This window comes from Butyrivibrio sp. NC2007 (assembly GCF_000421405.1).
Classification (GTDB): domain Bacteria; phylum Bacillota; class Clostridia; order Lachnospirales; family Lachnospiraceae; genus Butyrivibrio.
The window spans coordinates 147,246-168,358 of record NZ_ATWY01000003.1 but is presented as its reverse complement, the minus strand read 5'-3'; the positions used below and the strand labels follow the sequence as shown (position 1 = coordinate 168,358).

Here is a 21,113-nt window from a genome sequence, read left to right as displayed (position 1 = left end):
ACGATGAATTATATAACATATATATAAATTTAATGAAGCTGTTTCTTCTGCAAAGTCAGTAAATAAGCGCGTTTCCAAGGAATTGAAGAGAAATATAGAATCAGCACCTGAGATAGTGTGAAAAGTAGAAGGATAAACTTAATATTATAAGTAATTGATCAAAAAGGAAAAAGTAGCATATATATGTTATATAATGTTAAAAATTGTTTCTCGATTACCGGGATTAAAAATCAAATTTATAAATCAATAAAAAAGATTGTTTTGAAATATAAATGATATATGTTATATAACATTATGCAAAAATAAAAAACTACATTTTGCGCTCTATAAAATATATCGCACATATATGATATATAACATTATATTGTTTGATGATCCGAATTGTTATATAACAAATATAATAAAAATAATCTAAACAAATGATCACTAAATATGTATAAACATATAAGTTATATAACATATAGATGTGAAATATAATATATTTATCATATTACTTATTGAATTTAAATGTCCTACGTTATATAATAAGAAAGGATTGAATGTATAAAATTTATAACAGATATATGTTATATAAGTTTGGGAGGAGCCATGCGAATAGTAGCATTTAGTAATCAGAAGGGCGGAGTTGCCAAGACAACATCCAGCTACGCTCTTGCGGTAGGATTGGCTAACAGGGGATACAAGGTTCTTGTAATAGATGCCGATCCTCAGGAAAACCTGTCTATGACCGCAGGAATCAATTTAAATGAGATTGATCCGGATCCAGAGGATATTGAAGCACTTACACCGGAACAACAGGAATATTTCTTCAAAAACGTCCCTGCTAAATTATTTGAGGTCATGAAGGGGGAAAAGGACATTAATCGCGCCATTATTCCAATAGGGGACAATTTGGACCTTATAGTAGGCGGAATCGACCTTGCATCCGCAGATATGACCTTTGGAGACCTGGGACGAGAGAGACTGATCAAGAATGCAATCGGCAAGCTCAAGAAAGACTATGATTTCTGCATATTTGACTGTAGTCCGGCTCTTGGCGTTGTTCTTATGAACATACTGACCGTGGCAGATGAGGTAATAATACCGTTGGAGCCAGGCGCATACTCACTTCAGGGATTATCAAGACTGTATAAATTTATAGATCAGATTCATGATTATACTAATGATAAGCTGGTAGTTGACGGTATTCTCGTTACTAAGGTAAGAAATACAGCCAATTCAAAGATCTGGATCAATGATATTGAAGAGAAGGCGGAATTACTTGGTACGAAGGTGTTTAAGTCTAAGATAAGACTGAATGTATCCGTAGAAGAGGCACAAACCATGAAAATGGATATATTCGAATATTCCGGTGGTTCAGCAGCAGCTAGAGACTATGATGATTTCATTGATGAATTCTTGGGGGAGGATGAGTAATGGCAAGTAAAGCGAACATGTTAAAACAGGGCGCCAATAAAACTGGTATGGGTTTATTTGCAGGAATGTCAAGGCTGGATGCCAAAGAAGAAGCGCCTTCCAAGGCTGTTGAGATAACAGAAGATATTGTAAAAGAAGAAAAACCGACCAAAGTAGTCAATGAAACAAAGAAAGAATCTGTTCAGGTAAAGGTAGCGGAAGTACCTGTTGAGGAGCCGGTAGTAGAAGCCCCTGTAATGCCGCACCCACAGGTTCAAACACCTGTTATTGAAGAAATTCAAGAACAACCCGAAGTTATTAATGAAAGAATTAATAAAGCGGAAAAAGTTGATAAAACTGAGACTTCTGCCAAGAGCAACAGCAGATACGAGAAAGAGAAGTTCCTCCTTCTGGATATCAGAGGATACAGAGACTATGTTGAACATATGGCTAAGGCTGCCAATATGTCAGCAACAAAATATATCAGAAACCTTATCCAGCAGGATATGGACAAAAATAACGATATTTACCTCGCTCACAAGGAATTAGAGGAAAAGCTCAGAGGAAGATCAGGAAACTAAGAAAAACGTCTAAAATCGCCTTTAAATGCATTTTAAAAGCCCCCGGACATAAGTCCGAGGGCTTAAATAATGTCTATTAAATTATTTCTTCTTTCCGTTTACAGCATCCTTGAGTGCCTTACCAGCTTTGAATTTAGGAACTGTAGCTGCAGGAATCTTGATAGCTGCGCCAGTCTGAGGATTCTTACCTGTTCTAGCTGCTCTCTTAGCTGTCTCGAATGTTCCGAATCCAACGAGCTGAACTTTGCCTTTCTTCTTAAGCTCTTTTGATACAGCATCTGTGAAAGCCTTAACAGCCTTCTCTGAATCCTTCTTTGAAAGACCAGTCTCTTTTGCGATAGCATCAACAAGTTCTGTCTTATTCATGGTATAATACCTCCCTCAAAATGAGTAATTTTTACTACAATGAAAATTTTACACCTAGTTTTGGGCATTCTCAAGAGATTAAACACGAAAAAATGCCAAATTTCATTGTGTTTTTTAGTGCAGAATTCTGAAAAAGCGCTAAAGTATTGACTTTTTACAAAAAGAGTATTACAAATTCACAGTTTTGCTACTGTTTGGCGGTATACTTTGAGGAAATAGTAGGCAGATAGGGCAAGTGAAGCTACCTCTGCGATAGGAAATGCGAGCCAAACAAGGTTTATATTGCCGGTCTTAGATAAGAGCCATGCAGCCGGGATTAGCACAACAAGCTGTCTTCCTACAGATATGATCAGAGAGTAGATACTCTTTGAAAAGGCCTGGAATATGGATCCCATGGTTATGCACAGGCCTGCTACAGGGAATGAGAGGCATATTGTGCGAAGCGCCGGAATACCTATACTAAGCATATTTTCGTCTGCATTAAATATTCCCAGGAGCTTATCAGGCATGGTGAAGAATACAATTGCTCCTATAAACATTATGGAAAGGGCAAGTGCAAGTGAAAACCTGAGAGCCTCATTGATACGTGATTTCTTTCTGGCACCGTAGTTGTAGGCGAGTACAGGTATAAGTCCGTTGTTTAAGCCAAATACAGGCATAAAGATAAAGCTCTGCAGTTTGAAATAGATTCCGAATACCGCTGTTGCAATAGGTGATAGCATGATCAGTATCTTATTCAGCAGATAAGTCATAATTGAGCCGATGGACATCATAAGTATCGAAGGGACACCAACGTAGTATATTTCTCTGATGGTCTCAAGCTCAGGGTGAAGTATCTTTTCCCAGGAAAAGACAATTTCCTTATTGAACTTCAGATTACAGGTGAGGCCTATAGCAGCTCCGATAAACTGGCCCAAAACTGTGGCATAGGCAGCTCCTGCAACGCCAAGTTCGGGGAAAGGTCCGATTCCGAAGATAAGAAGCGGATCAAAGATAATATTGATAATTGCACCTGTTGCCTGAGAAACCATGCTGAATATAGTCTTTCCTGTGGACTGAAGAAGCCTTTCGAAGGTCATCTGGAAGAATATTCCGGCAGAAAACAGGCAGATAATTCTGAGGTATTTTGTGCCGAATTCCATGATTATTCCGCTGCTGTACTGGGATGCAATAAATGGACGGGCAAAGAAAATACCTATGATAAAAAAGAGTACGAAATTGAGGAATGTCAGGAACAGACCATTATTGGCTGCTGCATCGGATTTATCAAATCTCTTTTCGCCGAGTGAGCGCGATAGAAGGGCATTAATACCGACACCGGTTCCGGAGCCCATGGCGATCATCAGGTTTTGCATGGGAAAAGCTAAAGTAACTGCGGTGATGGCTTCGGTTGCGTGATTGGGAATACGGGCTACGAAGGCACTGTCTACTACGTTATAAAGAGCCTGCACCAGCATGGAGATCATCATAGGCAGGGACATGGAAATGATTAGTTCTTTTATGGGCATTACGCCCATTTTGTTTTCTTGATTCATGGATTTTCCTTTGGATTTTTCTTTTTTTCATTTATTATACATGATAATATAATAAAAAGACCTTTTTAGTGATATGTATTGATGTGAAGGAGACTATATGCGTAAAAGAGTACTTATTGCTGATGATACTACACTGATGAGAGAGATGATTAGAGGAGCGCTTCCGGCTGAGGATTATCAGATAGTCGGAGAGGCAACTTCCGGTGATAAGGCAATTGAACTTTATCAGGAGACTAAGCCGGATGTGATGATCCTTGATATAAATATGCCTAAAATGAACGGTATTGACGCACTTACAGAGATAATGAAGATTGATCCCAATGCCAAAGTTATCATGTGTTCAGATCAGAAGTATGAGTCTATGATAATGATGGCCCTCAAAAAGGGAGCAAAGGACTTCGTAATAAAGCCTTTTACATCGTATGATGTGCTTCTTGCGGTCAAGAAGCTCTTCGATGGGGAATAAATACAGAAAGAGAGACAGTTATGTTAGACCAGGTTTCAATTTACGCAGAGAACAAGAAAGGATGTTTTCAGAACATCACAGGACTTCTTAATTCAAATGGAATCAACATTTTAGGTTCTGTAACCAATGATTCGGCAGAATACGGAATTATCAGGATGGTGGTTTCGGATCCGGCAAAGTGCCTTGAGGTCCTTAGAGGAGACGGCTATATTTGCAAAACTACGCCGGTTTTAGCCGTTGAATGCCCGGATGAGGTCGGAGCCCTCGACAAGATATTAAAAACGCTGTATTCCAGCAATATTAACGTTAATTACATATATCTTTCATTCAACAGAGAATCGGGACTTCCAATCATGGTGATGCATACTGATGACATATATCAGGTGGAGAACATCCTTACAAACAAAGGATATAACTGCATTTGATCCTGATAATATAAGAATATAGATATAATAAATAAGTCATAGATGTTATATAACATCTATGACTTTTCTTTTAATTATTCAGTGTCCAGCCATCAACCTTGGCAGTGTGAATAACCAGTCTTTTTCCGCTTCCGGATCTACCGCTACAGGTGGAGAGAGTGAGGATAGAAGGGAACTCGTCAAGGTTTAGATCTGATGGCTTTTCGTACAGATTGTTGCTTGCAATATATTTAATGAAATCGTTGTACTCCTGTTCGGAGGTTACAACCGAATATGAGTCACTTCCGACGGTTGTTACGTAATAGGCGAAAACACGGTACTTATAGACGGCATTCTCTGTGTAGATATAGACATAAGGATTTGAATCGATAATATCGCGGCCGCCTTCCTGGATGAGCTGTTTGAACTTGCCGAACATTGCACCGTTTCTCATGTTGTGACCGAAAATGATATCGTGCATTCCGGTAAAATCCGTTGTGCTGAGAACATCGGTGAAAAGACATCCTGAGCTGTTGTACTTGCCTTCAAAGGTCTTTTTGATGTACTCATCAATCTCTTTTTCGTGAACAACAGGATAACTTAAGTCAAAACATGGCATATAAATCCATGCAACAAAGTCACTGTTTATGCTCTTTAACTGGGCATAATCAATCTGAAGAGGCGGATATGTAGCGCCATCAGGCATTTCGGTCTTATCTGCCACGGATACGGAATCCTCAACCAGCTCTTCATACTCGGTGCCTGCTATGTTATATTCCTGCTTTTCTCTGTAAATAGCTATGGACTCATATATTATTATCGCAATACAGATTAGGATTACTATGAGTCTGAAGGCTTTACTGCGAATAATCTTCATCAAAATCCCTCTCAAAAAATAATAGTTTTCTATTTCATTCTATTACCCGAATATCGCTAAATCAAGAAAAATGCACTATAATTGATATTGTTATGCCGGTTCATTTTACAGGGAGGATGAAGCATGCCAAGAAGCGCTAATCAGAAATTAAAGCTATATTATCTCTACCGTATTTTGCTGGAAAAAACCGATGACAATCACACTATAACCATGCCCGAGATACAGCAGCAGCTTGAAAGTCGCGGCATTGCAGCTGACAGAAAGAGCCTTTATGACGATATGGATGCTCTAAGGATGCTGGGATTTGATGTTATCGGTGAAAAAGACGGAAGAAACTTCTGCTATCACCTTGGCAGCAAGGAGTTTGAGATAGCAGAGCTTAAGCTCCTGGTGGATGCTATACAGTCTTCCAAGTTTATTACAGAGAAGAAGTCCAGCGAACTGATCAAGAAGCTCACCGGGCTTGTAAGTGATTACGAGGCGTTGCAGCTTAAGCGCCAGGTGGTGGTTCAGGGCCGTATTAAGACCATGAACGAGAGCATTTATTACGTAGTCGATGAAATTCATAGTGCAATCAGTAACAACAATAAGATTCGTTTCAATTATTATAAATGGAATATCAATAAAGAGATGGTTCCGAGAAAAGAGGGAAAATATGAGGTAAGTCCCTGGGCACTGACCTGGGATGACGAGAATTATTACCTTATAGCATTTGACTCAGAAGCAGGAATCATCAAGCATTACAGAGTTGATAAGATGCGCGATATCGATATTATCGAGGAGAAGAGAGAGGGAAGAAGGCACTTCGAGGAAGTTGATATGGCAACCTACGCCAGGATGAATTTTGGAATGTTTGGCGGAAAAGAGGTCAAGGTTAAGCTTAAGTTCAAGAAGGATCTGGTGGGAGTTTTGCTGGACAGATTCGGAAAAGATATTGCTATTCGTTCTACGGACGATGAAGAATGGGCGGAGGCAAATGTCGATGTGGCCCTCAGCGAACAGTTTTTGGGATGGATATTTTCCCTTGGCTCAAGTATAAAGATTGTGGGCCCGGATGAGGTTGTAAAGCGTTTTACAGAGGATCTTGGCGCAATTGAAAAGCTATACAAATAACAAATGTTATCTAAGGAGGATAAGGTTTTGAACAGGGAAAGCGGAGTGCTGATGCCTATTTTTTCACTGGCATCAAGATTTGGGATTGGATGTTTTTCAAAAGAGGCATTCGAATTTGTGGACTTTTTGGAGAAGTCCGGACAGGGATACTGGCAGGTTTTGCCACTTGGCCCTACGGGCTATGGTAATTCTCCGTATCAGCCACTTTCGGCTTTTGCAGGCAATCCTTATTTTATTTCGCCTGAAAAGCTTATAGAAGAGGGACTTTTGTCCTGGGATGATGTAAACTGCATGGATTTTGGCGGTAATCAGGAGTGCGTGGATTACGGAAAACTCTACGAAAACAGGTATAAGGTGCTTGAGAAGGCCTACGACAATTTCCTCGAGAAGGGCGATAAGAAAGAGCTTGAGAAGTATTTTAAGGAAAATGCATACTGGCTTGAGGATTACGCATTATACCTTGTAATCAAGGAGCTTCAGGGCGGAAAATCCTGGACAGACTGGGATAAAGAGCTAAGAAGCCGCGATAAAAAGGTTATCGATGAGATAAAAAAGACCAACAAAAAGGAGATTGAGTTCATCTATTTCCAGCAATTTAAGTTTGATGAGCAATGGAAGGCACTTCTTGATTATGCGCACAAGCATAATGTGAAGATCATCGGAGATCTTCCCTTTTATGTTGCCATGGACAGCGCAGACAGCTGGTCACATCCGGAAGTTTTTGAGATGGACAAAGACTTTGAGCCCAAATCAGTGGCAGGATGTCCTCCGGATGCTTTTTCGCCTACAGGCCAGCTCTGGGGAAATCCAATATATGACTGGGATGCTCTCAAAAAAGACGGTTATTTGTGGTGGATAAAGAGAATTGAGCGCAATTATCAGTGGTTCGACGTGATCCGTATCGATCATTTCCATGGATTTTCCGAGTACTACGAGATTCCTTTCGGAGATGAGACTGCAAAGAACGGAAAAATGAAGAAAGGTCCTGGAATGGATCTTTTCAATGCGCTTAAAAAGAGCCTCGGAGAGCTTGATATGATCGCCGAGGATCTGGGTAATACCACAGAGGAGAATGTTAAACTCCTTAAGGATTCAGGCTTCCCCGGAATGAAGGTGCTTCAATACGGCTTCACAAGCTGGGACAGCTGCTATGTAAATCACAGACACGAGAAAAACTGTGTTGTTTATACCGGTACCCATGATAACACACCGACTTTTGCCTGGGTTCAGGAAATTAACGAGGGCGAAAGGTCTTTTACAAGAAGATACATAAACTCCATGAATACGGACTATGGCGCCTTTGTGTGGGATATTATCAGGGAAGCATATCGCTCCGTGGCAGATTTGTGTATAATTCCTTTACAGGATTATCTGTGTAAGGGAAAGGAAGCCAGGATCAACACCCCCGGAACAGCAGAGGGGAACTGGCAGTGGCGCCTTACACCGAACTATCTCTCGGAGGATCTGGCAAGAAGCATCAGGCTTTTGAGTGAGACCTATAGCCGTCTGCCCAAGGCTTCCGAGGAATAAATTATATTTGGGAGAGAGAAAGATATGAGAAAAATACTTATTGTCATCGACATGCAAAAGGACTTTGTTGATGGGGCACTTGGAACAAAAGAGGCTGTAGCCATCGTGCCAAACGTGGTAGAAAAAATCAAGTGTTATGATATAAAGGACGTATTTGCCACAAGAGACACACATCAGCCAAACTATATGGAGACTCAGGAGGGAAAGAATCTTCCGGTTGTTCACTGCGTAGAGGGAACAGAAGGATGGGAAATAAATAAAGCCGTTGCAGCCGTACTTGATGGGGCAACTATCTTTGATAAGCCCACCTTCGGCTCAACAGCTCTCTGTGATGCAATATTAAAGCTCTCCAAGGAAGAAGAGCTGGAAATTGAGATGGTCGGACTTTGCACCGACATCTGCGTTGTATCAAATGCGCTCATGCTCAAGGCCTTCATGCCTGAAGTAAAGATCAGCGTTGATTCCTCATGCTGCGCGGGCGTTACCGTAGAAAAGCACGAAGCAGCGCTTGAAACCATGAGATCATGTCAGATTAATGTCATCTGATCAGCCAAGAAGCAGGATGATAAATGTAATAAATGAAACGGCAAATACGGAGGTTGTGGTGGCTGTAATGACTTTCTGAGTGAGAACTTCCTTATCCACGTATTTTCCGCCGATGTTTATTGCATCCACTACTTTTGCGCAATGTGATTTTGAATAAAAATTTGAATTGCCCATTGATATAGTCTCCGTGTGATATAACAACAACCGATATAGCTATAATACCCTATAATTCTGTATTTCCCGTAATCAGTCGCTAAAGAAAGTATAAAAAGAGTCTGTATTTTTTGTGGATTATTACTGCAGGACATGCATAAGGAGAAAATTAGGCGGTTATAATTCACGGAATGTAATATTTTTGTGGATAGTATCTCCGGATATAATCATATCATCAGCAAAACACATAGCTGATTTCGAGATAGATCACAAAGATTAGAGGAGGGACTTAAAATGGAAATCACATTAGAAGCTATCGAGAAAGTAATGGAGGCAACAGGAGTTGAATACAAGACTGCTAAAGAAGCCCTTACAAAGACAAACGGAAATGCTGATGAGGCTATCAAACTGATCCGTCCCGATACAATAGACATCGGAGAAGAGGCTAAGGCAGCTGTAGAAAAGCTCAAAAAGAAAGTGGAAGAGGGCAATGTAGACAGGATCCAGATTCGCAAGGATGACGAGATTGTACTCAGTGTTCCTGTAAATGTAGGAATCATCGGAGGATTTCTTGGACTTGCTGCAGCACCCTGGGCAATGATCGCCGGTTCCGTAGCAGCATTCGGACTTGGATGCAAGCTTGAAGTAGTAAAAAAAGACGGAACTACCGATGAAGTAAAGTAATAAAAAACTGAATACTAAATATGACAGGGCCACTATTCATCGCTGATGGATAGTGGCCTTTTCTGTTGCGCTTTTTATCTGCTGCGCGGGGGAATGAGTCCAATAAAGCTCCCACCACAACATCTAGCGGTTGATTTTTCGAACAAACATTCGTACAATAAAAGCACAAACAAGAACAGATGTTCGCAACATATGTTTGCGAGTGCTAAGGAGTGGTTATGGATGATGACAGGATCATACTTCATTCAGACTGCAATTGTTTCTACGCATCGGTAGAGATGTTGCACAATCCAAGTCTCAGGGATATACCCATGGCAGTGGGAGGAGATCCGGAGGCCAGGCACGGGATCATACTTACTGCCAATTATATAGCCAAGAGACGCGGTGTTAAGGTTGGAATGGCCCTTTGGGAGGCCAGGAAGGTCTGCGGAGATCTGACTATTGTTTCACCGAATTACGACGAATACATAAGATTTTCACGCAAGGCAAGGAAGATTTACTCGGATTATACAGATCTTGTCGAGCCCTATGGGCTTGATGAGTCCTGGATCGACATAACGCACTCAAAGAATATGCTTGGAACTGATACGGGTATGTCCATTGCAAAAGAGATATCAAACCGGGTCAAAAGAGAACTGGGAATTACCGTTTCCATAGGTGTTTCGTGGAACAAGGTCTATGCTAAATTCGGCTCTGATTATAAGAAGCCGGATGCGATAACACAGATTTCCAGGGAGAATTACAGAGATATTCTGTGGAGTGCACCGGCATCGGACCTTTTGTATGTGGGCAGACACACCAATGAGAAGCTCAGGAAATACGGGATAATAACTATAGGAGATCTGGCTAAGGCAGATCCTGAGAGCCTTCACAATATATTTGGCAAGATAGGTTACGTTCTGTCGGCCTTTGCAAGGGGAGAGGATCAGACTCCGGTGGCAGCTGTGGGCGAGTCATCGCCCATAAAGAGCGTTGGTAACAGCACTACGACGCCAAGAGATCTGGTTAATGACGAGGATGTCCGTATGGTCATATACCTGCTCTCAGAGAGCGTGGCAGCAAGGCTCAGGGAGAATCACTTTATCGGAGATGTGATAGGCATCAGCGTAAGAGATAATGGCCTGTTTAGCTTCACAAGACAGCACAGAGTGAAGATTCCAACCAACATTTCGGAGGAGATCGCAGGCTACGCCTGGCAGCTTTTTAAGGAGAATTACGATTGGGCTCATCCGATCAGAAGTGTGGGGGTGAGGGTGGCCGGCCTTGTACCCGATACGATGCCCTATCAGACGGATCTTTTCAGGAGTGAGGCACTCAGGGAGAAGTATTTAAGAGCTGATCTTGCAGTCACTGATATACGAAGGAGATTTGGCTATAGCGCTGTGCTTCGGGGCCTTATGTATTATGACAGGGAATTGTCCGGACTTGATGCAAAGGCTGATGATCATATGATCCATCCGGTGGCATATTTCCAGAATGGGAACAAGGTTCTTGGGGAGAATGAATGATAGGAGGCCGGATATGGCGATTCGGATAGGACATAAGGTTTATGTGGATACGGTGGTTGAGTTTTCGGATGAAGGAGAGATACGTCCTTTGTCCATAGAGTGGGAAGACGGCAGGAAATATCAGATAACAAGGGTTAAGGATTGTGTTCCCGGAGCCAGCAGAAGGGCCGGCGGAGCGGGACTTGTATATACCTGTATTGTAGATGGAAAAGAGATTCATTTGTATTTTGAGGACTCACCCTCCGGAGCCAAGTGGTTTCTGGAGTCCAAGGCCTGATAGAGAAAGGAAGGTTTGACTATGATTTATGCGGTGGATTTTGACGGAACATTAAGCATGGGCGAGTGGCCTGAAGTGGGACCTGCCAACAGTGGGCTTATAGATTATCTTATAGACAGGCAAAGGGGCGGTGATAAGCTTATACTCTGGACCTGCAGGGCAGGAGAGCCTTTGGAGAGAGCGGTGAAGTTTTGCAAGGAACATGGGCTGAATTTTGATGCAGTCAATGATAATCTCCCGGAGACAATAGAGAAGTACGGCTCCAACTCCCGCAAGATCACCTGTGATGTGTATCTGGACGACAGAGCATGCCGTGTCGATGGTGCAGCGACAGATATTTTAGGATATACTTTATAACATGGAAAAACAGTACATAGCAATAGATCTGAAGTCGTTTTATGCCTCTGTTGAGGCAGTGGACAGAGAGTGCGATCCTCTTGTGACGAATCTGGTGGTGGCAGACCCTTCCAGAACGTCTAAGACCATCTGTCTGGCGGTTTCACCATCTTTAAAAGCATATGGAATATCCGGCAGAGCCAGATTGTTTGAAGTGGTGCAAAGGGTCAAAGAGATCAACATTGAGCGCCTGAATAAAGCAATAAAGCTCGGGGTAGCAGCCAAGGATGATTCGGGAAATTACCACTTTTCCGGATCTTCTTGTGATGTTAGAGACCTTGATAAGGATCCGTCCCTGGAACTCTCATATATTACAGCGCCTCCGCGCATGGCTAAGTACGAAGAAGTCAGTACCAGGGTATATTCAACATACTTGAACTACGTAAGTCCGGATGACATACATGTTTATTCCATAGATGAGTGCTTTATCGACGTATCAGCATATCTGAAGACCTATTCTCTAACAGCCCATGAGTTGGCCAGGACCATGATAGGAGATGTGCTTAAAGAGACGGGAATTACAGCGACAGCCGGAATTGGAACCAATATGTATCTGGCCAAGGTGGCCATGGACGTCGTGGCCAAGCATGTTCAGGCAGATGAACAGGGCGTTCGTATCGCAGAGCTTGACGAAAAGAAATACAGAGAGCTTTTGTGGTGCCACAGGCCTCTTACGGACTTCTGGCGCGTGGGTAGGGGAATATCAAAGCGCCTGGAGAACATGCAGTGCTATACCATGGGAGATGTGGCACGGCTCAGCATACAGGACGAGGAACGCCTTTACAAAGAGTTTGGCGTAAATGCGGAGCTGCTGATAGATCATGCCTGGGGATGGGAGCCAACGGAGATATCCACCATTAAGTCCTACAAGCCTGAGAACAACTCAATCTCCTCAGGACAGGTCCTCATGGAGCCTTACAATGCAGAAAAAGGCAAGCTCATAGTAAAAGAAATGACTGAGCTTCTCGTTCTTGACCTTGTAAGGAAGAATCTGGTGACCAAGCAGGTTGTACTGACAATCAGTTATGACAGGGAGAGCCTTAAGGTCTTGCATCAGGGCAGAACTCCGCAGGATACAGTATATGCTGTGGCCACAACAGGCAAGAGATATACAGGTATAGTCACAGCTGATTACTATGGCAGAATGGCGCCAAAACATGCCCATGGTACAGGGAATCTTGATAGATATACCAGTTCAACACGAAAGATCATGGAAGTAATGACGCAGCTCTATGACAGGATCGTTGATCCTGACCTGCTGATTAGGAGAGTTAATGTTGTTGCAGCCGGAGTAATAAAGGAGTCGGACATTCCTCCGGAAGAGCCTGAGCAGATGGATCTTTTTACTGATTACTCCAAGAGGGATAAAGAGCGGGAAGAAGAGAAAAAGGCTGATGAAAAAGAAAAGAGAATGCAGAAAGCGACTCTTTTACTTCAGGAGAAATTTGGAAAGAATGCGGTACTTAAGGGAATGAATCTCAGTGAAGGTGCCACCACCATACAAAGGAATGGTCAAATAGGAGGCCACAGAGCCGAATAAGGGGATTTTAGATGACAAAGGGTATAACAGGCCATGAGCCCAATCCAAGGGCCATATACGCGGATATAATCGATTTGCCGCACCATCAGTCAAAAGTGCATAAACATATGAGTCTTTATGACAGGGCTGCTCAGTTTGCGCCCTTTGCTGCTCTTACCGGGTATGACGACATGGTGGAGGAAGAGGCTAGGCTGGTTGACAATAAGATAGAGCTGGATGGGTCAGAGCTCGAAATCCTGGATCAGAAGCTGGCTGTAATAGCCAAAGAGATAGATAAGGGAAGGGCTCCTGAGGTGTCCATTACCTATTTTGTGCCTGATCTTTTAAAAGAAGGAGGCAGTTATCAAACAATAACAGGAGTTATTAAAAGAGTCGACAATGTCAGCAGGAAACTGGTTTTAGAGCGAAAAGAAGGGCTTGCTGATATGAATGTGACCATAAAAATAAGCGATATTCTTGAGATACATGGGGACATTGTAGATAAGGGAATATGACATGGATAAGGAGCAACGAAGGGGGATTTATGGCTTACTTATCGCCAGTTAAAAGTTTTAGTTAATTGACGGTAAAGGCTCGCAGGCTCTATCATCAGTTTCAAGAAAACACGAACGGAGGATTTAATGGTATGAGCAATTACAAATTTGAGACACTGCAGTTACACGTAGGACAGGAACAGCCGGATCCCGCAACAGATGCAAGAGCGGTACCGATCTATCAGACAACATCATATGTTTTCAGGAATTCACAGCATGCAGCAGACAGATTTGGACTTGCTGATGCCGGAAATATCTACGGAAGACTGACAAACAGCACACAGGATGTTTTGGAGAAGAGAATAGCAGCGCTTGAAGGTGGAAGCGCTGCATTGGCAGTTGCTTCAGGAGCAGCAGCTATTACTTATACAATCGAGGCACTTGCTGCAAACGGCGGACATATCGTTGCACAGAAGACCATCTATGGCGGAAGCTACAACCTTCTTGCACACACTCTTCCACAGTACGGTGTGACAACTACATTCGTTGATGCACACAACCTGGCAGAGGTTGAGGGAGCAATCAAGGAGAACACAAGAGCCATCTATCTTGAGACACTTGGAAATCCTAACAGTGATATTCCTGATATCGATGCTATCGCAGAGATCGCTCACAAACACGGACTTCCGCTGGTAATTGATAATACTTTCGGAACACCATACCTTATCAGACCTATTGAACACGGCGCTGATATCGTGGTACACTCAGCAACGAAGTTTATCGGTGGTCACGGAACTACTCTTGGCGGAATCATTGTTGAGTCAGGTAAGTTCAACTGGAAGGAAAGCGGAAATTACCCACAGATTGCAGCTCCCAACCCAAGCTATCACGGCGTATCATTCTATGATGCTGTAGGACCGGCTGCATTTGTTACATACATCAGAGCAATCCTGCTTAGAGATACAGGCGCAACTATTTCACCATTTAACGCATTCCTGCTTCTTCAGGGTGTTGAGACATTATCTCTCCGTCTTGACAGACATGCAGAAAATACCAAGAAAGTGGTTGAGTTCCTTGCAAACCACCCTCAGGTAGAGAAGGTTAACCACCCTTCACTTCCTGATCACCCTGACCATGCTCTTTATGAGAAGTACTTCCCAAATGGCGGAGCATCAATCTTTACCTTTGAGATCAAGGGCGGAAAAGATGCAGCATGGAAGTTTATCGACAATCTGGAGATCTTCTCACTTCTTGCAAACGTAGCGGATGTTAAGAGCCTTGTTATTCATCCTGCAACAACTACTCATTCACAGCTCAATGATGAGGAGCTTGCAGATCAGGGAATCACACAGAGTACCATCAGACTTTCAATCGGTACCGAGCATATAGATGACATCATCGCAGATCTTGAGAAAGGCTTTGCAGCAGCTAAGTAATGAAGTTTTTTAAACCAAGGATCAGAATACTATGGCTGGGACTGGCAGTAATCTGCTTATTGTACTCAGCCATGGTATATATGGTTGGGAGCGGAACCTATTCCTTTACCATCTGGCTGGCAGGAAGCGCGTTTTTCGCACTGTGCTTTTTCCTTGCTGGGAAAGGGAGATGGATGAGAATTCCCAAAGCCCTTAGATACGGCGCAATAGCTGTTATTACAGCAGTTGCAGCCGTGTTTTTGGTGTGCTTTATTGCGATATTCTCGCATTTTTCAGACAAGGGCGAAGAGAATTTGGACTATATAATTGTTCTGGGTGCCCAGATGAGGAGCACCGGCCCCAGTGTAGTATACAGATACAGGCTTGAAAAGGCCTCAGAATACTTAAAAGAAAATGGCGATACCATCTGTATCACCACCGGAGCAAAAGGTGTAAATGAAACCGTAAGCGAGGGCGAAGGAGGCAGAGATTACCTCATATCCAAGGGAATATCTCAGGATAGGCTTATAGCCGAAGATAAGTCCCTTGATACGGATGATAATATAGCCAACGCCCTGGCTATTATAGAAGACAGGGAAGGATCCACGGAGAATCTCCATATTGGAATTGTCACAAACGGCTTTCATGTATTCAGGGGAGTGCATTTGGCACAGAAGCTGACAGATGCCGATATTTGCGGTATTGCAGCATATATGGAGCCTCAGTATGTACCCAACAATGTGGTAAGAGAGTGCTTCGGAATACTGAGAGATCTGAAAAATGGCCTGCTCCAATTGTGAGAATGGACAGACATGAGGTATAATCAGAATATAGACTATATTCTCACTCAATTTCGAGAGGTGCCTCATGCGTTCAGAAGAAGATATCAGGAAAAAACTCTGTGATGAGATCGATACGTACCTTACGTGTCCTAAGTTTTCTGTGGAGGAACATGCACACAATATCACAATGCTGGCCTGGGTGATTGATTTATCGGATCAGGAGCTAAGTGACATGATAAAAGAGGCTGAAAGCGCCTTTTTATGACTGTGTGATATTTCTGTGATAAATCGGATGATAATATTTTCTCATAACAAATCACGTCGAGATATTAAGGAGAATAGTTATGAGAAAGAGTTTTATTGGCATCGCAACAACATTTTTCGGAATCGTGTTAATTGCATTCCTTATTTTCCATTTTGCATTTATTCACATCTTTGCAGCTAGCCCTGTTACAGTAGATCCTGTTGATACAATAGTTGTAACAGAAACTGTAAACCCTCAGATGATGAATATAGCTTGCCACGAGTGTGGAGAAGTAATTACAGTAGATATTAGCCAGCCTGAAGCAACTTGCACACACTGTGGAGAGTGTAATCATTTCTCAGGCTGAATAAGTTTTAGCCGGAGGAGATCATGAGAGCGGTAATCACAAGAGTTTTGTCAGCATCAGTAACTATTGACGGGATAAAGACATCGGAGATCGATAAAGGGTTTCTGGTTCTTCTGGGAGTTAGGACTACTGATACACAGGAGCAGGCAAAAAAGATTGCCGACAAGATATGCGGACTCAGAGTATTTGAGGACGAAAATGGAAAGATGAACATTTCTCCTAAGGATTCCGGAGCTAAATTACTTATAGTAAGTCAGTTCACTCTTTATGCAGACTGCAGTTCCAGAAGACCCGGGTTTACGGATGCTGCAAGACCAGAGATTTCAAAGCCACTTTATGAAATGGTTGTTTCCGAGTGCAGGGGCCGGGGATTTGAAGTTCAAACCGGTGAATTTGGAGCAGATATGAAGGTGGAATCGATAAATGACGGACCTGTAACTATAGTACTTGATATTTGACGAGGAAAGAACCCCTCATTGCTTGCTAAGCGGTGGGGGATTTTTTACGCCCATAAGGAATTGTTGAGAGGCCTTAGTTGGGATATTATGGATATATGAGAATTTCGTTCATATCACAAGGAGGAGGGAAGTATGGCCACAGCAAAGAAGACAACAGCCAAAAAGACTACAACTGCTAAGAAACCTGTTACAACCGCCAAGAAGACTACAGCTGCCAAGAAACCTGCTACAACAGCGAAGAAGAGCACAACAGGTTCATCTGTAAAGGTTACAGCTACAGAGAAAAAGCTCCTTGAACTCTACAGAGCTGCAGATGCAGATACCAAGAAAGCTGCAATGGCTCTTTTAAAGGGTGAGAAGTCACAGCTCAGTGGCATTCTTGATGAGATCCTGAAGAACAAAGCCATCATGAATACGGTAACAAGCCTGTTTGGCAAATAATCTGACAATATTAAATAACTATTAAAAAACTCTCCGGAAGTTGATTATTTCCGAAGAGTTTTTTATTATGGAAATTGTCTGACAATTAGGTCAGTACAGGAGGAGAAAAGGAATATGAAAAAAAGAATCGCAACAGCTGTTGTGGCAGGGGTGCTGATGACAGTTATTTTAGCCGGTTGTGGAAAGAGTGCGGATAATGCGCAGGCAAACAACTCTTTATTCGAGCAGGTTTCAGAAAGCGGATCAGAGCAAACTGAGAATGCACAAAGCCAGCAGGCAGAATCAGGATCATCCCTCTATGATGACTTTAAGGCAGGAAATGCCAAGGCCAAGTACACCGGTGCAGGGGACAGAACTTCTTATCTTGAGACATCTCTTTGCCTTGAAAAGGGCAAGTCTTATACAATGGGCGAAATCATCAGTGCTCTTGAAGGATCAACCGATTACAAAAAGGCTTCCGACACAACATACACCATGATTGATTGCGGAAGCGACGGAATACCTGAGATGCTTACAGAGACCTTTTTTGACCCGGAGTTTACTCTCTACATGATCATCAAGGATATCGACGGAGAGCTTGTTATCTGCTTTGATCAGGACGCATGGTCAAGGAGTGACTTGCAGGTTGAAGCTGACGGAAAGATTTCATCCGGTGGATCAGGCGGAGCAGCTATCCATATCGTGGATTATGCATTTGTAGATGCTAAGGGTGATTACAAGTTCTTTTACGGATGTGAGGAGACACTTACTCTTTACAACGATATTTACCTCTATGACAAGACTGATTATCAGGTACTTCCTGTTGATGGCCTTGATGTAGACCACATCGGAATCAGAGATTATTACTTTGAGGCTGATTATGAGCAGAGAACTCATTACTATGAGTATTTCATGATAAATGACAATTATGAAGATGTTACTACTGATGCAGATTATGAGGATTCAAATCCTGTAAAGCAGAAGTTTAATGAATGCGGCGTTAAGGCGTATACTCACGCTGACATTGAGGCACTACTTAACGCAAGAGCTGCAGATATTGGTTATAATAGATAAGGGGGTAATCTATGAGCGAAGAAAATGTAGTAGAGAAAAAGTCATTCTTTAAGAGAATTCATAACGAAGGTTTTACCTGGCATGACAGCATTTTCGTTATTTTTCTGTTGTTTATCTTTTTGATGATTGTTGCGTCGGTTCTTGCGGCGCCTTTTGAATATCTTATTATACGTTTATATCCAACAGTTAATGACGACGGTTTCTGGTCTTTGTTTATCATGTATGCATCAACAATATTCCAGTGGCTGATATTTGCCTTGTACTGTGCTGTAACAAAGCTGAACAGGCCTATTCTTAGAGCTCTTACGCCCGAGGCAAAGGGAAACACCCTTAAAATGCTTCTTATTGGCTTTTTGGTCGGCTTTGGCGAGAATGCGCTGGGTATTTTATTTGCAGCACTTCACAGCGACATACATCTTTCATACAGCGGATTCCCGATCATCAGACTGATAGCCATGTTTATTGTTGTATTTATCCAGTCATCTTCAGAGGAGCTTATGTGCAGAAATTTCCTGTACCAGAGGCTAAGAAGAGGCTATAAGTCTCCCTGGGTGGCTATAATCGGCAATGCACTTCTTTTCATGGCGCTGCATCTTCTTAACCCCGGAGTATCGGTGATTCCAATCATTCACCTCGTTGTAATTGCAGTATTTTATTCATGCTTCGTATATTACTTTGACAGCATCTGGCTCCCTATGATGGCGCACGCAGGTTGGAATTATACTCAGAATATTATTTTTGGACTTCCCAACAGCGGAATTGTCAGCTCTTTTTCCATTGCGAAGCTTGAGGCCTCCGTTGGACAGATCACTTTCTTCTATGACCCGACCTTTGGTGTTGAGGGTTCAGCATTTTTGCTGGTTGTGACCATTATAGCTACGGCCGTGGTCATTGTTATCGGGGAAAAGAGAGGTGCAAGGAGCCTCAATGTATGGAAAAAGCAGGAAGAAACCGTGCAGTTAACTGTATAAAGAGTGCAATTGTATGATATAATAGATATTACTCACCCCGAATTTTAAAGGAGGCCCATTTAATGCGTTTAAAAACAGTTTTTGCTTTGGCATTATGTGCAGTGCTCACATTTATGCTGCCTACAACGGTTTATGCTGCAACTAACGAGCTTACGGGACTTGAAGTTTCCGACGGAATTGCCGGACAGAGACCTGTAGCCATCATGGTAGACAATGAAAAGAAAGCCCTTCAGCATTATGGTACAGCTGAGGCTGATGTTGTCTATGAGATGATGAACAGCACAGCAAACGGAAGAATTACCAGGCTCATGTGCCTGTATAAGGACTGGACAAACCTTCAGAGAACAGGTAGCATCCGCAGTACAAGAACAACAAATGTTATGATTGCTGATGAGTACAATGCTGTTCTTATCCATGACGGCGGTCCATTTTATATCAACACGTATCTGGCTCAGCCATACGCAGCTCATATTAGCGGCGGATTTTCAAGAATAAAGAATGGTAAGCCAACAGAGTTCACTGAGTACGTATTCGGACAGGAGATGCTGGGCAGATTTGCCAAGGCAGGAATACCAACCACTTATACTCTTGGGCTTGAGAGAGGAACTCACTTCGTATTTAACGGAGCTGATACCGATCTTGCAAGCGAGCTTGTTGCAAACAACGTAGAGCTCGGAAACGTGTTCCCTCACAATAAGAGCAGACTTGCCTTTAATGCAGGAACAAGAACCTACGACTACTACGAGTACGGATCAATTCATACAGATGCGGAAGACGGTCAGGTAATGACCTTCAAAAATGTAATTCTGCAGAACGTTTCTTTTAACCAGCTGGATAAGAACGGATATCTTACCTACAACGTGATCGGATCAGGAAGCGGATACTACATCACAAACGGAAAGGCTATTCCTATCACTTGGTCCAAAGGAAGCGAGACAGGAATGACACACTACTACAACTCAGCAGGACAGGAAATCTCCATCAACAGAGGAAAGACCTATATCGGACTAGTACCTGCAGATACATGGGGCAGTGTCGTGCTCAACTGATCGGAATATACATAAAGGTATAATTAAAGGGAAGGCGAAAGCCTTCCCTTTTTAGTCACTCAAGACCACATTCGTTATAAAATTTGGTAATCCTTCTCTTGGCCTGTTTTCTGTCAATGATCTCAAATTCCGTCACCTTGGATATCATGGCACAGTAGAATTTGAAGGCCTCCTTGGCGGCCAGAAGCTTCATGTAGCGCAGCTCTTCGTGTTTGCCCTGCCCGATAAAATCCTGAAGGCCCTTGATGATGGTGGTGCAGGCCTGAACCTCGGGACTTATGTTTGAAGATGAACTCTCCTCCTCGTCCATCATCTCCTCAATATATTCCTTGCAGGCCGTATAGACACTTCCAAGGTATTCGTGGTTGTACATGTCAAAATACTTATCGATGTATAAAAGAACCTGTGATTTACGTGTTCTGGCGCTGTTTACTCTTGGGCTTTCCACCCTTGTTATGTACTTATCTGCTTTAAAAAATAGTTTCATAA

At 42.6% G+C, this 21,113-nt stretch carries 27 protein-coding genes; 22 read left to right on the top strand and 5 right to left on the bottom strand.

From position 1 onward, the window contains the following. Positions 1 to 588: 588 nt before the first annotated feature. Positions 589 to 1,416, top strand: a complete 828-nt coding sequence (locus G632_RS0103665; protein ID WP_022767680.1) for a ParA family protein — start codon at positions 589 to 591, stop codon at positions 1,414 to 1,416. Continuing rightward, positions 1,416 to 1,976, top strand: a complete 561-nt coding sequence (locus G632_RS18740; RefSeq protein ID WP_022767679.1) for a hypothetical protein — start codon at positions 1,416 to 1,418, stop codon at positions 1,974 to 1,976. The genes G632_RS0103665 and G632_RS18740 overlap by 1 nt, the downstream gene beginning before the upstream one ends. Positions 1,977 to 2,057: 81 nt before the next feature. Here G632_RS18740 and G632_RS0103655 read toward each other — a convergent pair whose 3' ends face one another. Together G632_RS0103655 and G632_RS0103650 are read right to left on the bottom strand one after the other, a co-directional pair. Then, positions 2,058 to 2,342, bottom strand: coding sequence for an HU family DNA-binding protein (locus G632_RS0103655; RefSeq protein WP_022766405.1), 285 nt, complete (start codon positions 2,340 to 2,342; stop codon positions 2,058 to 2,060). Positions 2,343 to 2,518: 176 nt separating this feature from the next. Continuing rightward, positions 2,519 to 3,877 (bottom strand): MATE family efflux transporter, encoded by a 1,359-nt coding sequence (locus G632_RS0103650; protein WP_022767678.1) that lies wholly within the window; start codon positions 3,875 to 3,877, stop codon positions 2,519 to 2,521. Positions 3,878 to 3,974: 97 nt separating this feature from the next. Here G632_RS0103650 and G632_RS0103645 point away from each other — a divergent pair, with 97 nt between their 5' ends. Both G632_RS0103645 and G632_RS0103640 read left to right on the top strand, forming a co-directional pair. Continuing rightward, positions 3,975 to 4,343 carry a response regulator gene (locus G632_RS0103645; protein ID WP_022767677.1) on the top strand — a complete coding sequence of 123 codons (369 nt, stop codon included), beginning with the start codon at positions 3,975 to 3,977 and terminating at the stop codon, positions 4,341 to 4,343. 20 nt (positions 4,344 to 4,363) lie between these two features. Next, positions 4,364 to 4,768 carry an acetolactate synthase gene (locus tag G632_RS0103640; RefSeq protein WP_022767676.1) on the top strand — a complete coding sequence of 135 codons (405 nt, stop codon included), beginning with the start codon at positions 4,364 to 4,366 and terminating at the stop codon, positions 4,766 to 4,768. A 70-nt stretch (positions 4,769 to 4,838) separates the two neighbouring features. Here G632_RS0103640 and G632_RS0103635 read toward each other — a convergent pair whose 3' ends face one another. After that, positions 4,839 to 5,624 (bottom strand): class B sortase, encoded by a 786-nt coding sequence (locus G632_RS0103635; RefSeq protein ID WP_022767675.1) that lies wholly within the window; start codon positions 5,622 to 5,624, stop codon positions 4,839 to 4,841. 123 nt (positions 5,625 to 5,747) lie between these two features. Between G632_RS0103635 and G632_RS0103630 the strand changes: the two genes are divergently transcribed. From G632_RS0103630 to G632_RS0103620, 3 genes are read left to right on the top strand one after another with little or no spacing between them, the layout of a single operon-like run. Beyond that, positions 5,748 to 6,737 (top strand): helix-turn-helix transcriptional regulator, encoded by a 990-nt coding sequence (locus G632_RS0103630; protein ID WP_022767674.1) that lies wholly within the window; start codon positions 5,748 to 5,750, stop codon positions 6,735 to 6,737. Positions 6,738 to 6,764: 27 nt separating this feature from the next. Beyond that, entirely contained in the window at positions 6,765 to 8,267 is a 1,503-nt protein-coding gene (malQ, locus tag G632_RS0103625; protein WP_022767673.1) for a 4-alpha-glucanotransferase, read from the top strand. A 24-nt stretch (positions 8,268 to 8,291) separates the two neighbouring features. Continuing rightward, positions 8,292 to 8,813 carry a cysteine hydrolase family protein gene (locus tag G632_RS0103620; RefSeq protein WP_022767672.1) on the top strand — a complete coding sequence of 174 codons (522 nt, stop codon included), beginning with the start codon at positions 8,292 to 8,294 and terminating at the stop codon, positions 8,811 to 8,813. Here the strand turns inward: G632_RS0103620 and G632_RS21885 are convergent, their stop codons facing one another. Next, positions 8,814 to 8,987: a hypothetical protein gene (locus G632_RS21885; RefSeq protein ID WP_022767671.1), complete on the bottom strand. Its 174-nt coding sequence runs from the start codon at positions 8,985 to 8,987 to the stop codon at positions 8,814 to 8,816. A gap of 273 nt (positions 8,988 to 9,260) precedes the next feature. On the opposite strand from G632_RS21885, the gene G632_RS18735 reads away from it, so the two are divergent. From G632_RS18735 to G632_RS0103540, 15 genes are all read left to right on the top strand, one after another. Beyond that, positions 9,261 to 9,650 carry a DUF4342 domain-containing protein gene (locus tag G632_RS18735; RefSeq protein ID WP_022767670.1) on the top strand — a complete coding sequence of 130 codons (390 nt, stop codon included), beginning with the start codon at positions 9,261 to 9,263 and terminating at the stop codon, positions 9,648 to 9,650. Positions 9,651 to 9,868: 218 nt separating this feature from the next. Beyond that, positions 9,869 to 11,158: a DNA polymerase IV gene (gene dinB, locus G632_RS0103605; RefSeq protein WP_022767669.1), complete on the top strand. Its 1,290-nt coding sequence runs from the start codon at positions 9,869 to 9,871 to the stop codon at positions 11,156 to 11,158. 13 nt (positions 11,159 to 11,171) lie between these two features. Continuing rightward, positions 11,172 to 11,435: a hypothetical protein gene (locus tag G632_RS0103600; protein ID WP_022767668.1), complete on the top strand. Its 264-nt coding sequence runs from the start codon at positions 11,172 to 11,174 to the stop codon at positions 11,433 to 11,435. A gap of 21 nt (positions 11,436 to 11,456) precedes the next feature. Beyond that, complete coding sequence (locus G632_RS0103595; protein WP_035781950.1) at positions 11,457 to 11,792, top strand: hypothetical protein; 336 nt, start codon at positions 11,457 to 11,459, stop codon at positions 11,790 to 11,792. 1 nt (position 11,793) lies between these two features. Then, entirely contained in the window at positions 11,794 to 13,371 is a 1,578-nt protein-coding gene (locus G632_RS0103590) for a Y-family DNA polymerase (RefSeq protein WP_022767666.1), read from the top strand. Between the two features lie 11 nt (positions 13,372 to 13,382). After that, the gene (locus G632_RS0103585) at positions 13,383 to 13,865 is read left to right on the top strand and encodes a UV-damage repair protein (RefSeq protein ID WP_022767665.1); all 483 of its coding nucleotides are present in this window, start codon (positions 13,383 to 13,385) and stop codon (positions 13,863 to 13,865) included. A 131-nt stretch (positions 13,866 to 13,996) separates the two neighbouring features. Beyond that, a complete protein-coding gene (locus G632_RS0103580; RefSeq protein ID WP_022767664.1) occupies positions 13,997 to 15,280 on the top strand; it encodes an O-acetylhomoserine aminocarboxypropyltransferase/cysteine synthase family protein in 1,284 nt (427 codons plus the stop codon). Then, a complete protein-coding gene (locus tag G632_RS0103575; protein WP_022767663.1) occupies positions 15,280 to 16,059 on the top strand; it encodes a YdcF family protein in 780 nt (259 codons plus the stop codon). Before G632_RS0103580 ends, G632_RS0103575 begins: the two co-directional genes overlap by 1 nt. Before the next feature lie 67 nt (positions 16,060 to 16,126). Next, positions 16,127 to 16,306: a hypothetical protein gene (locus tag G632_RS0103570; RefSeq protein ID WP_022767662.1), complete on the top strand. Its 180-nt coding sequence runs from the start codon at positions 16,127 to 16,129 to the stop codon at positions 16,304 to 16,306. Between the two features lie 79 nt (positions 16,307 to 16,385). After that, positions 16,386 to 16,652, top strand: a complete 267-nt coding sequence (locus G632_RS0103565) for a hypothetical protein (protein WP_022767661.1) — start codon at positions 16,386 to 16,388, stop codon at positions 16,650 to 16,652. 23 nt (positions 16,653 to 16,675) lie between these two features. Next, positions 16,676 to 17,110 carry a D-aminoacyl-tRNA deacylase gene (dtd, locus tag G632_RS0103560; RefSeq protein ID WP_022767660.1) on the top strand — a complete coding sequence of 145 codons (435 nt, stop codon included), beginning with the start codon at positions 16,676 to 16,678 and terminating at the stop codon, positions 17,108 to 17,110. A 132-nt stretch (positions 17,111 to 17,242) separates the two neighbouring features. After that, positions 17,243 to 17,551 carry a hypothetical protein gene (locus G632_RS22090; protein ID WP_022767659.1) on the top strand — a complete coding sequence of 103 codons (309 nt, stop codon included), beginning with the start codon at positions 17,243 to 17,245 and terminating at the stop codon, positions 17,549 to 17,551. 114 nt (positions 17,552 to 17,665) lie between these two features. Then, the gene (locus G632_RS0103550; RefSeq protein WP_022767658.1) at positions 17,666 to 18,604 is read left to right on the top strand and encodes a hypothetical protein; all 939 of its coding nucleotides are present in this window, start codon (positions 17,666 to 17,668) and stop codon (positions 18,602 to 18,604) included. Positions 18,605 to 18,615: 11 nt separating this feature from the next. Then, a complete protein-coding gene (locus G632_RS21660) occupies positions 18,616 to 19,575 on the top strand; it encodes a CPBP family intramembrane glutamic endopeptidase (protein WP_022767657.1) in 960 nt (319 codons plus the stop codon). A gap of 62 nt (positions 19,576 to 19,637) precedes the next feature. After that, complete coding sequence (locus G632_RS0103540) at positions 19,638 to 20,624, top strand: DUF3048 domain-containing protein (protein ID WP_022767656.1); 987 nt, start codon at positions 19,638 to 19,640, stop codon at positions 20,622 to 20,624. Between the two features lie 55 nt (positions 20,625 to 20,679). On the opposite strand, the gene G632_RS0103535 is transcribed toward G632_RS0103540, so the two are convergent. Then, positions 20,680 to 21,111, bottom strand: a complete 432-nt coding sequence (locus G632_RS0103535) for a hypothetical protein (protein WP_155828833.1) — start codon at positions 21,109 to 21,111, stop codon at positions 20,680 to 20,682. Positions 21,112 to 21,113 lie beyond the last annotated feature (2 nt).